6 protein-coding genes, 1 tRNA gene and 2 rRNA genes (1 of these 9 cut by a window edge) are annotated in these 11303 nt (G+C 61.4%); 2 read left to right on the top strand and 7 right to left on the bottom strand.

Going from position 1 to position 11303, the window contains the following annotated elements:
* Nucleotides 1-172: 172 nt before the first annotated feature.
* From L0963_RS16065 to L0963_RS16050, 4 genes are read right to left on the bottom strand one after another with little or no spacing between them, the layout of a single operon-like run.
* Nucleotides 173-1108, bottom strand: coding sequence for a LysR family transcriptional regulator (locus L0963_RS16065; protein WP_062901470.1), 936 nt, complete (start codon nucleotides 1106-1108; stop codon nucleotides 173-175).
* A 2-nt stretch (nucleotides 1109-1110) separates the two neighbouring features.
* On the bottom strand, nucleotides 1111-2955 hold the full coding sequence (locus L0963_RS16060; RefSeq protein ID WP_217372873.1) for a CocE/NonD family hydrolase: 1845 nt from the start codon (nucleotides 2953-2955) through the stop codon (nucleotides 1111-1113).
* Nucleotides 2952-4502, bottom strand: a complete 1551-nt coding sequence (locus L0963_RS16055) for an AbgT family transporter (protein ID WP_217372874.1) — start codon at nucleotides 4500-4502, stop codon at nucleotides 2952-2954. Before L0963_RS16055 ends, L0963_RS16060 begins: the two co-directional genes overlap by 4 nt.
* A gap of 46 nt (nucleotides 4503-4548) precedes the next feature.
* Nucleotides 4549-7443, bottom strand: coding sequence for a TonB-dependent receptor (locus L0963_RS16050; protein WP_082819865.1), 2895 nt, complete (start codon nucleotides 7441-7443; stop codon nucleotides 4549-4551).
* Between the two features lie 155 nt (nucleotides 7444-7598).
* On the opposite strand from L0963_RS16050, the gene L0963_RS16045 reads away from it, so the two are divergent.
* On the top strand, nucleotides 7599-8765 hold the full coding sequence (locus tag L0963_RS16045; RefSeq protein ID WP_186401514.1) for a CapA family protein: 1167 nt from the start codon (nucleotides 7599-7601) through the stop codon (nucleotides 8763-8765).
* 158 nt (nucleotides 8766-8923) lie between these two features.
* Complete coding sequence (locus L0963_RS16040; protein WP_234180494.1) at nucleotides 8924-9964, top strand: hypothetical protein; 1041 nt, start codon at nucleotides 8924-8926, stop codon at nucleotides 9962-9964.
* Between the two features lie 159 nt (nucleotides 9965-10123).
* Here the strand turns inward: L0963_RS16040 and L0963_RS16035 are convergent.
* The 3 genes from L0963_RS16035 to L0963_RS16025 form a co-directional block, all read right to left on the bottom strand.
* Nucleotides 10124-10200: transfer RNA gene (locus L0963_RS16035), tRNA-Met, on the bottom strand.
* Nucleotides 10201-10311: 111 nt separating this feature from the next.
* Nucleotides 10312-10426: ribosomal RNA gene (rrf, locus tag L0963_RS16030) — 5S ribosomal RNA — on the bottom strand.
* Between the two features lie 116 nt (nucleotides 10427-10542).
* Nucleotides 10543-11303 (bottom strand): 23S ribosomal RNA (locus tag L0963_RS16025) (it continues 2032 nt past the right edge of the window).

Here is an 11303-nt window from a genome sequence, read left to right as displayed (position 1 = left end):
CTGGAATCGACACTTCGATCGGCGCTCACAACCACGCGCGGTGGAGCGATTCGCGATCTGGCGCGGCACGAAGAGCCGATGGCGATTGCATTCGAAGCCCATGCGCTGGAGCGAAAGAACAAGCGCCTCCATGCCCCGCGTACCCGCCGCCGTCTCAGGCCAAGAGTGCCACTCACAACATCCTTGCCGCAAAATAGGCCCGCACCTCCTTCTGAAATTCCAGCGTCAGCCGCGAAGGCCGCGACACGTTCGACACGGCAAAGGCATATTCATGCTCGATTGGCGGATCAAAGGGTCGGGCGACCAGCGGATGGTGAAGATAGGGCTTAACGAGCAATTCGTTCAGTATCGCCATCCCGTTCCCGCGTGCGGCAAGCGCGCAGGCTGAACCGTGCGTGTGCGTTTCGATCGCCACTGTAGGGCGGAGGCCAAAGGCGGCGAACGCGGCATCGACCTGCGTGCGCCAGTGGCGCCCCGCGCCGAGCAGAATTAAAGGATGCCGGCCGATGTCGGACGGCGTGATTTCGCCGCGTCCGGCAAGCGGATGATCGCCGCGCATCACGCAAACCGATCCGCTCGAAACTATCTGCTCGATCGCTAGATCGCTTTCGTCGGTCGGCAGCTTGACGAAACCGCAATCAACATAACGCATCGCGATCATCGTCCGCGCGGTTTCGACGCTGCGCGAATCGATGCTGAACTCGACGCCCGGAAAGCGCTCCCGAAAGCGGGAGACGATGTCGGGCAGCACGCCTTCGGCAAAGCTCGGCGGCGCGACAATCCGGACGGTACCCGCCGAATAGCCCGCAATGTCACGCACCAGACTGTTGAATCGGTCGAGGCTTGAGAGCGAAAGCTCGACTTCCTGGATCAGCTTGGTGCCATCGGCGGTCGGTACCAGCTTACCGCGATCGCGATAGAAGAGATCGAAGCCAACCTGGGCTTCAAGCTGCGCTATCAGGCGGCTGACCGCGGGCTGGGACAGGGACAATTGCTTGCCAGCGGCGGTCGCCGATCCGGTGCGCATTATCTCGGCAAAAACGCGCAGCGCGCGGAAGCTGACATCCTTGTCGGGCTCGACGCCGGCAGGTGCTAGCGGCTTGCGCATCGTCAGTCTGTCGCGGCCGCTATGACCGGCAGAAGGATGCGCGAGGCGAGACCACCGCCCAGATAGACGCTGTTCTCGGCGACGACAGGGTCGAGCCCTTCGACGCGCCAGTCGGTGCCCGGGTTGATGTCGAAGTGGGGGAAATTGCTCCCGGCGATTTCGAGGCGGATGCGATGCCCGGCCGCAAAACGGTTGCTCATCGGGAACGAGGCAATCTGCACGCAATAAATCTTTCCGGGCTCCATCACTTCTGGCACTTCAAAGGAGTCTCGGAAGCGCATTCTCAACAGGCCATGCGCGATATTGAGCGCATAGCCCTCCGGATAGTCGGCGCTCACCGGATAAACATCAACAATTTTGATCATGACGTCGGTATCGAGGGCTGTCGAGCTTACGAAAAGTTCGGCAACCGCCTGACCGGTCAGTTCGACGTCGCTACCCAGCGGATCGGTTTCAAACACCAGCACATCCGTCCGATCGGCAAGGGGGGGCCAGGGTTCGCGCGCGCCGAAGAAATCGGGTCCTTCGCGTTGGTTGAATCCCCCTGCTTCCATCACCGGGGCTCCCGATGCGATCGCGCCGCCGATTGTCGGCACCGGATGATAGGGGTCGTGAATGAAGCTCGACGTGTGGGAACCGGCTGGTGCCGCTTCGCGCAGCGCGGCGTCGGGATGCAAATAGAATGGCGTCAGGCGCATCGTCGGCAGCGGCCAGGAAGCGGCGGTGCTCCAACGTCCCCCATGGTCGAGCCGCCCGCTCGGGAGGCGCCGGCCGGTGCCGCCGCCCATTATGAAGAAGTAAACCGGTTCGGGCAGCGGGTCGATAGCGCTAGCCTTCATATGACGGTCGAACCACGCCTTTCGCAGGGCGCCATAATCACCAAACAGATGGTCGAGGGTCGACTGCGGCCCAAAGTCGGCATCCCCCGAATAGGTAAGCGAGCGCTTACCATGCGTCCACGGCCCGAGAATCAACTTTACGGGGCCGCGCTTGATCTTCGACAGAGCGACGAAATTCTCCACAGCGGTCAGCGCGTAAGGATCATACCAACTCGACATATGCACCATGGGCACGTCGGCGAAGTCCTCGTACCAGCCGCGCGCATAAAGGCCCCGCTGTTTCCAGAAGTCGGTGAAACGATCCTCGTCCCATTGTTCGAGGACGAAATCTTCATATTCCGGCGCCGCCGCGATCGGCGAGTGGCCGGGGCGCCATTTCTCGACGCCGATCCATTCGCGGATGTCGGATGCCTCGAGCGCCGCGCGCCGCGCGGGATCAGCCAGCGTTTCCGGCGCAAGCAGCGCATGCTTGAGCGCCCAGGTCAGTTGCTTGAGTTCATAGGCGCCCCCTTGTCGGATGCCGCTGTGATAGGCGCTCGAAAATCCGCCCGAATCGAGGAACATCGCCGCGAGGCCCGGCGGATCGAGCGTCGCGAGTGCGGCCTGCACATGCGCGCCATAGGACAGGCCGAGCGTGCCAATCCGGCCGTTGCACCACGGCTGCTGCATGATCCAGGCGATGGTGTCGGCGCCGTCCTCCGCCTCCGACATATATTTGCGGAACACGCCCTGCGAGCCATAGCGCCCGCGGCAATCCTGCAACACGAATGCATATCCGTGCGCTGCGAAATCGGCGGCAATCACGGGCTTCGACCGCGGCACCGGATCGGCGACCGAGAAGTCGGCGTGGTTGGTGCCGGTCTTGTCATAGGGCGTGCGTTCGAGCAGCACCGGCACGGCCTTGTCTTTGGCGCCGGCGGGCAGATAGATGTCGGTCGCCAGATGCACGCCATCGCGCATCGGCACCATGACGTTGGCGATCACCTGGGCGGTCATGGCCGCGGTCACCGCGCAGGCATCATATAGGTTGCCGGTGCACCGGGGCCGACCGGCAGTTCGAGCCCGGTCCAGAATCCGACAAGGCAAAGTCCGGTCAGTCCAATTGCCATCGAGAAGGGCAGCATCAGCGCGATTAGCGACCCGACCCCGAAATCGCGGCGCCAGCGCTGTGCAAGGACAAGGACGAGGACGAAGTTCGATGCAACGGGTGTCACGATGTTGAAGATCGAATCGCCCATCCGGTAGGCGGCCGTGGTCATTTCCGGCGAGACGCCGAGCAGCATCAGCATCGGGACGACAATCGGCGCCATCGCGCTCCATTTCGCCGAGGCCGAACCGATGACGAGATCGAAAATCGACGACATTAGCAGCAGTAGAATCAGCATCACCGGGGTCGCAAGATGCTGGGCGCGCAGCCAGTCGGCGCCGTTGATCGCGAGCACCGGACCAAGGTTCGACCAGGCGAACATCGCGATGAAATGCGCGGCGAAGAATGCGATGACGAGAAACGGAGTCATGGTCGCAAGGCCGTCGGTCATCATCTTGACCACGTCGCGGTGCGAGGTGACGGTGCCGACCGCGGCGCCGTAAGCCCAGCCGCTGACGAGGAAGAGCAGCATGAAGCCTGCCACGAGCGAGGCGTAAAATGGTTCGAACCGGGCCGGCCCCAATGCCCCTGCATCGACCAGCGGCGTATAGCCGGGCCAGAAGAGGAGGGCTGCGAATAGGGCAATCACCGCGAAAGCAGCGAAGCCCGCGCGGCGCAGGCCGCGGCGCTGCAACACGGGATCGGCATGATCGTCGATCTCACCCTCGGGCGGCGGATCGCGCCACACACCGAGCCGGGGCTCGACGATCCGGTCGTTGACGAACCAGGTGATCGGCACGAGCAGCAATCCGAGCGCGGCGGTGAAATACCAATTTCCGAGCGGGTTGAGCATATGATCGGGGACGAGCAGCGCGGTCGCCGTTTTCGTGATCCCGAGCATCAGAACGTCAAACTGACCTGGCACCAGGTTGGCGGCGAAAGCGCCCGATATCCCGGCATAGGCGATCGCAATGCCCGCCAGCGGATGCCGCCCGGCGGCGGCAAAGATGATCGCCGATAGCGGAATCAATACGACATAGGCGGCATCGGCGGCCTGATGCGACAACAGGCCGATCAGAAAAATCGCCGGGCTGAGAAAGAGGCTTGGCACGCCGCGCATCGCGCGCGTCATCAGGGCGGTGAACAGTCCCGATCGCTCGGCGACGGCGGCCCCCAGCATGACGACAAGGATCAGCCCCAAGGGAGGAAAGCTGGCCATGGTGTCGGGCATGGCGGTCAGCAGCTTGCCGATATTTTCCGCCGAAAGCAGACTTTTGGTGACCAGTATTTCGCCATTCACCGGATTGACCGCGCTCCAGCCCCAGCTTGCCGCAGCCGCCGATACGGCGACCAGCAGCGCGATCAGACCAAGGAAGATGAAGACCGGGTCGGGCAGGGCATTGCCCCAGCGCTCGACCCGGTCGAGCCACTTTTGCGTCTTGCCTGACATCGTCGAACCGCCCCGCATCGCTGATTCCGTGATGGCCGCGCCGGTTCCGGCGCGGCGCATCGGTTTACATCTTCACCGAGAAGCTGGCGTAGAGGAAGCGGCCACGCGCGTCATAGGTGTAGATGTCGTAGTTGATGGGCGCATTGGCGTAAGAAGCAGGCGGCGCCTTGTCGAACAGATTGTTCACGCCGATCGCGAAGCGCGCCGTATCGTCGCCGATGTTGAAGCCGAGTTCGACGTCGGTGTAGATGATCGACCGGGTCCGGTCGTCCTTGACCGCGTTGACCACATCGCTCGTCGGGCCAATGTAGCGCGCGCGCAAGGTCGCATCCACCGTGTCGCCGGTCCAGCCGAGCGACGCCTGCCCCTTCCAGTGCGGATAGGTTGATCGCGGAGCATCGCCGCGGCCGGCGCGCTCGTCGACGATGGGGTCGCCTCCCGCGGGGTTGGGCGCGGTGGTCTTGAACGAATGGAGATAGGACGCATCGACGACCGCCGAGATGCGGCCGATGCTGGTGCTGAAATCATAGCGCAGCGTGGCGTCGACCCCATCGGTGGTGATCGAGTTGAGGTTCTGGGCGCCCTGCAGCAGTTCGAGGATCGCGCCGGTCCCGCTGTCGCGGCTGACGAGGTCGCAGAATATTCCGCCGCGAACGGCGCAAAGCTGAAGGATCTGGGTCGCCGACTGCGAGGCGATCGCGTCCTTGATCTTGATCTTGTAGTAATCGACGGTCAGCGACAGGCCGCGCACCGCGCGCGGCGAGATAGCGATGCCTGCGCTGAACGTGTCGGCTGTTTCCGGCTTGAGGCCGGGGTTGCCGCTGATGACGCCCGGGATCAGGCCATTGAGGTTGTAATTGGCTTGGTTATATCCGGTCGGCACGCCGGCGCAGCCTGGCAGGCCGGGGTTCGCAGATGCGCCGCCGTTGCACGGGTCTGTCCCCTGGAAGCTTGTCTGGCGGGCACCCTGATATAGTTCGAGGATCGAAGGCGCGCGAAAGCCCTGCGAGTAAGTGCCGCGGAACAATATGTCCTCGATAGGACGGTAGCCGACGCCTGCCTTCAAGGTAACCTTGTTGCCGACCGTCGAGTAATCCGAATAGCGCCCGGCGAGGCTGAGCTCGAGGCTCTCGGCAAATGGCTGGTTGCGGAAAACCGGAACATTGAGTTCGGCATAGGCTTCATGGAGGTCGTAGCTGCCAACGGTCGCGGTCCGGGTTTGCCCGGTCGTCTTCGCATATTGGGAGGCGAGGTAGAGCGAGGGTGCGTTGACCACCGGATCGGGCGCATCGAAGCCGCGGTTCTGACGATATTCGTAGCCGACCGCTAGCGCCACCGGTCCGGCGGGCAGGTCGAACAGATTGCCCGTCACGTTGAATGCGGCATTGTAGAGCTCGGTGCGGTTATATTCGCGCGTCGTGAAGCGGATATAGGCCGCCTGTGCGTCCGTCATCGGTGCGAACAGGTTGATCGGCACGCAGCCGGCATTCGCTGCGCAGGTCGCGGGCGAGCCGAGGCCTAAGAACAGATTGTCGTAGTTGATACCATTCTCGGCGGTCGTGTGGATGGCATTTTTCGAATAGGATCCGAAGACGTCCCAGCGCCATTCGCCGTCGCCGATCATGAAACTTCCGTCGAGACCTGCCGACACCCGGATCGTTTCAACGTCCTGCAGATTGTTGCGGTTGCCGACGTCGGTCATGACCTTGCGAATGCGCCAGGCGCTGTTCGCAGCGAAGCCGATGGCGTTGGCGGTCGGTACCCCGTTAGCAGTGCCAAACGGATTAAAGGCCTGATTGTTCGGGATCGAAAATCCGCGCACGGTTCCCGATGAGCCACCGATATCGAGCAGGACTGGCGAGAAGAGCTGGTTCGACTTGCGGCGGTTGTAAACGCCGTCCAGTTTGATCGAAACATTGTCCGAAAGCTCATAGTCGAAGCGGCCATAAAAGCCGTAACGTTCCGAGGGACCCGCCGAATAGATGCCCTGCGCCTGCGTGTTGTAATAATCGCCTGGCAGCGCTCCGACATGAAACGCATTGTCGGCGAGCGCCCCGGCGCCGATCGTCGCGCCGCTATTGAGGATGATCGGGTTTGAAGAATTGGCGAAGCCGGTCGCGGTGCCGAAATAGGCGTTGTTCGACAGGCCCGGCAGGATGAACAGACCGTTGGGATTGGTGCCAACCGAAGTCGCCGGCACCAAAGTCTGCGTGGTCAGCTCGCGTGCGTCGGTACGGATGGGCCGCGACCGAAAATAGCTGCCCGACAGGATGACCGAAGCCCGGTCCCATGTCTTGCCGACGGTCAATTTGCCCCCGAGTTCGGCGCCGTCGCCGTGGCTGGTCACGCCCGCACGAACAGATCCTCGCAGCCCGTCGAACGGTTGGACGGTCTTGATATTTACCACCCCCGCGATTGCGTCGGCGCCATAAATGGCGGACGCACCGTCCTTCAGGATTTCAATACCGTCGATCATTCCCTGCGGCAGCGTGTTGAGATCGACGAAGTCACGGAAGCCACGCTGGCCGACGCCATCGACCCAGCGGTGCCCGTCAACGAGCACAAGGACCCGGTTGCCGCTGCCCTCGGCGCCGCCCAGATAGCGCAGGTTGATCGAACTGGCGCCGTAGGAGGTTCCCTGCGTGCCGTTGGAATTAAGGCTGACACCTGCCGACGGCAGCTTTTGCAGCAGGTCACCGATCGACGAACTGCCCGACTTGGTGATGTCTTCCGACGTCAATGTCAGAATAGGACCGACCGAGTCTGCATCCTTGCGCCCGATGCGCGACCCGGTGACAATGATCTCGCCGCTGCCAGCTGCATCTGTTGCCGCCTCATCCTCTGCGTCTTGAGCATGAGCGAGCGCAGGCCATGCAAGCGCGGCGAGGCTGATGCCGGCGATGGCGGCAAACCTCGCGGCCTGTCGGCGCCGGATGAAACGAGCGGATGCGATGGTCATATTGTCCCCCCAAATTGCGATTCGGTCACTGGCTTAGGGCCAACTGTTCCCCCAAAAAATATTATGACGGTCGCAAATGCGCTCATACCGAAAGTGCATGACATTGCCCTGCTTTGCACGCACTTGGTATGGAGTGAAGCGGAGGAACGGTACTCATGTCATCAGCCTACCGGCTCACGCCTACCCGCAGACACCTCATCGGCGCTGGCGTTTCCGTCGTCCTTCTGCCGGTTCTGGCCGGAGCCGGGAAGCGGCCTCTGCGGATCAGCCTGCTCGGCCAATCACTTATCAAAACCGACCTGCGCAAGCTTGGCTGGAGCGAGCTCGAGGCGTTCGGGCACCTGTTCAAAGGGCGCGACGCCGTTTTCACCGATCTTGAAACGGTAATTGCCGGCCCACTCGCAGGGGAATCGACGCGGCCTGCCGATAGCGAGGTGCTGCACGTCGCCGATCCTACGGTTATCGATTGCCTCCTGAAAATCGGGGTCAATATCGTCGCAACGTCGAACAATCACGCCTGGGACCTGGGCAGCGGCGGGATATTGTCGACCATTGACGCGCTGGAGACCCGAAATCTCGTCTATGCCGGAAGCGGCCGCAACCTCGCTGCAGCGAGCGCTCCCGGCTTGTTGCAGGCGCGCGCCCGGGTGGCGCTTGTCGCGGCGGCGGCGGGTGCAATCCGCGATGGTGCGGCTGCCACCGACACAAGGCCGGGCGTCAACGAGCTGCGCCGCGGAGCAGACGGAGCGCTGGTCGGAAGCGACGTCGAACGTTATCTAGCCGCCATCCGCATTGCCGCAGCCAGCGGGGCGACAGTGATTGCCTATCTGCACAGCCATTATTGGGAGCCGCGCAAGTCCGATACGCCGGCTTGGCAGCGCGACCTCGCCCGCCGAGCGATCGATGCCGGCGCCGTCACATTCGTTGCCCACGGCGTGCCTGAATTGCAGGGCATCGAATATTACCGTGGGGCGCCGCTCTTCCACGGCCTCTCGTCCTTTATCTTCCAATCCGAAAAGCCTCACGGCGCCTATGGCCCGGAAGCGTGGCAGTCGGTGATTGCCGAACTTGACGTCATTGATGGCGGCGTAGCCCGTGCAGAGATTATCCCCGTTCAACTCGATGCCGAAGGTGTCGACTACGGGGGGCGGCGGGTGAAGGGTAGCCCGCAGCTTGCCACAGGGCCTTCGGTCGGCGTCATCTGCACGCGCCTCGCTGACCTGAGTGACGCTCTTGGATCCTCTGTCTTTTTCGAGGCCGGTCGGCCGCGAAGCCGTGGCGCAACGGCTGTGAAAATTGTTCCGAAGCTTCCACGGAGCTGACCGCCAGGCAGCGATCGATGCTCTGGAATCCAGTCGGAATTTGGCGGAGCTCGTGGGCGACGACGAGCCTGAGATTAAGATATTCACAACGACATAGAGGCATATTGGGCCTCGATAGCCGTGGCGTTAGTCGGCACCATCACACTCCGGCCTTAAGCATGATCGATCAAAATACTAATCTCGGTTTGGCCGCTCGGTATCTGGTCGACGACCTTCCAGGTGCGCGGCAAGTTGGCGCACGGCTTAATGGGATTCTCTGCAAGATCGAAGCCGGCGAGTCACCCTCGGCAGCAACGCTACAGTTTCTTGCAGAAAGGGGCCTGGAAGCTATTCGCGCTTGCGTGATCAGCCAGCGGGATTGGTCAGAGTTTTCGGAGCAAGCCGAGGCCGAGCGTAGAGAGCGGATCGAACGTGCCGAGCAAAAGGCGGCAGACGACGCAGTGGCCCTTGCGCAGGCTGCGGAAAGCAGAGCCGCGACAGTTAAACAATATTTTGCCGAGCGCGAAAATGACCCTGTATTTCGTCGGCGGCGCGAGTCCAAAGAGCTCCGGAATCGTTTCGGAATCGGAAATGTTGATGCCGATCAGTACCGTCGCATCATGAGGCTGCTTTCGGAGCTTGCTGCCGGGCGGCGGCTCTCACCGAGCGACGTAGCATGGCTGAGAACCGAGGCCGATTATTGCTGGACCGATGCGGTCAGTCACGCATGGCACACTGCCGAAGCGAAAGCCTTCACCGAAGAATGGGAACGAAGCCAAGACCCTTGGACGGCGGTGAATGCCAGCGGCCACTGGCGGAAGGCAGGAGAACCGAGGCGATCGCTAGATCTGACCGCGGCTGCGTTGAATAGGCCAAATCTGGAATCGAAACTGCGATCAGCGCTCACAACCACGCGCGGTGGAGCGATGCGAGATCTGGCGCGGCACGAAGAGGCGATGGCGCTTGCATTCGAAGCGCATGCGCTGGAACGAAGCAGCTACCGACCATGCACGCTCTTGGGCGCGCTGCATATGGAGGCCGGTAATCTAGCCGCTGGTCACAGCTGGTACGAAAAAGCAGAAGAACTCGGCGCTCCTAGTGAGGCGATTGATGGTGAACTTCGTGCCCTGATGGCTCGATGCGCGCCGGAGGAGCGCGAGCGGATTCGCAGATTCTTGCTGCAGCACGCACCTGACAGGTTTGCTTACCTCGGCCGCTGACCGGCGGTCGTTGGCCGCTTCTCGCGCCGCCTCGGCGTGGTGCTTCCGGATTGTAATGAAATTAAATCCGTCTGCGTAGGGTGTGCTAACCGATGATGCAGAGGCGTGCTTCCAGATTTCCCCCGAGGGGAACTTTATCATGGAAATCAAAGGGGTTACTGGTTGCGGGAGTAGGATTTGAACCTACGACCTTCAGGTTATGAGCCTGACGAGCTACCGGGCTGCTCCATCCCGCGTCAACCAGAGCGCGGCGCCGTTTGGGGCCGCAAAAACAGCAAAAGGCCGGCATCGCTGCCGGCCTCTAACTTTGTGAATGGGTTTCTTTTCGACCTTACGCCGGCTGCAATGCCTGGCGACGTCCTACTCTTCCGTGGCTTAAGCCAAAGTACCATCGGCGCTGTCAGGTTTCACGGCCGAGTTCGAGATGGGATCGGGTGGGTCACTGACGCCATGGTCACCAAGCAATGAAGCCGGCGTAGGTCAAAAAGGGTTTCAATCGATGTCCGTGCAATACTGTCTGATCAATCATCCACTTATCGCGGACAATCCTGACAGGATTGTCGTTGATGGTGGGACTCTTCAAGCGCGAATAGAGCAATTAGTATCGGTTAGCTCCATGCGTTACCGCACTTCTACATCCGATCTATCAACGTGGTGGTCTTCCACGGCTCTAAGAAATCTTATCTTGAGGGAGGCTTCCCGCTTAGATGCTTTCAGCGGTTATCCCGTCCATACATAGCTACCCTGCTGCGCGGCTGGCGCCACGACAGGTACACCAGAGGTATGTTCAACCCGGTCCTCTCGTACTAGGGTCAACTCCTCTCAAATTTCGACGCCCACGGCAGATAGGGACCAAACTGTCTCACGACGTTCTGAACCCAGCTCACGTACCACTTTAATTGGCGAACAGCCAAACCCTTGGGACCTGCTCCAGCCCCAGGATGTGATGAGCCGACATCGAGGTGCCAAACGATTCCGTCGATATGAGCTCTTGGGAATCATCAGCCTGTTATCCCCGGCGTACCTTTTATCCGTTGAGCGATGGCCCTTCCACTCGGGACCACCGGATCACTATGACCGACTTTCGTCTCTGCTCGACTCGTCAGTCTCGCAGTCAGGCAGGCTTATGCCATTGCACTCTCGCAGACGGTTTCCAACCGTCCTGAGCCTACCATCGCGCGCCTCCGTTACTCTTTAGGAGGCGACCGCCCCAGTCAAACTACCCGCCACAGAGGGTCCCTGATCCAGTTTCATGGATCGAGGTTAGACATCAGAAAACAACAGGGTGGTATTTCACCTATGGCTCCACGTCAGCTGGCGCCAACGCTTCAAAGCCTCC

Origin of the sequence: Sphingopyxis sp. NFH-91 (assembly GCF_021401285.1) — a bacterium.
Classification (GTDB): Bacteria; Pseudomonadota; Alphaproteobacteria; order Sphingomonadales; family Sphingomonadaceae; genus Sphingopyxis; species Sphingopyxis terrae_A.
The sequence above is the reverse complement of the archived record's forward strand: the minus strand, read 5'-3'. Positions and strand labels throughout refer to the sequence as shown.

What these genes read in the sequence shown, in the direction of transcription:
- L0963_RS16065 (WP_062901470.1), bottom strand. Translation starts at nt 1,108, where the DNA reads ATGCGCAAGCCGCTAGCACCTGCCGGCGTCGAGCCCGACAAGGATGTC.
- L0963_RS16055 (WP_217372874.1), bottom strand. Translation starts at nt 4,502, where the DNA reads ATGCGGGGCGGTTCGACGATGTCAGGCAAGACGCAAAAGTGGCTCGAC.
- L0963_RS16050 (WP_082819865.1), bottom strand. Translation starts at nt 7,443, where the DNA reads ATGACCATCGCATCCGCTCGTTTCATCCGGCGCCGACAGGCCGCGAGG.
- L0963_RS16045 (WP_186401514.1), top strand. Translation starts at nt 7,599, where the DNA reads ATGTCATCAGCCTACCGGCTCACGCCTACCCGCAGACACCTCATCGGC.
- L0963_RS16040 (WP_234180494.1), top strand. Translation starts at nt 8,924, where the DNA reads ATGATCGATCAAAATACTAATCTCGGTTTGGCCGCTCGGTATCTGGTC.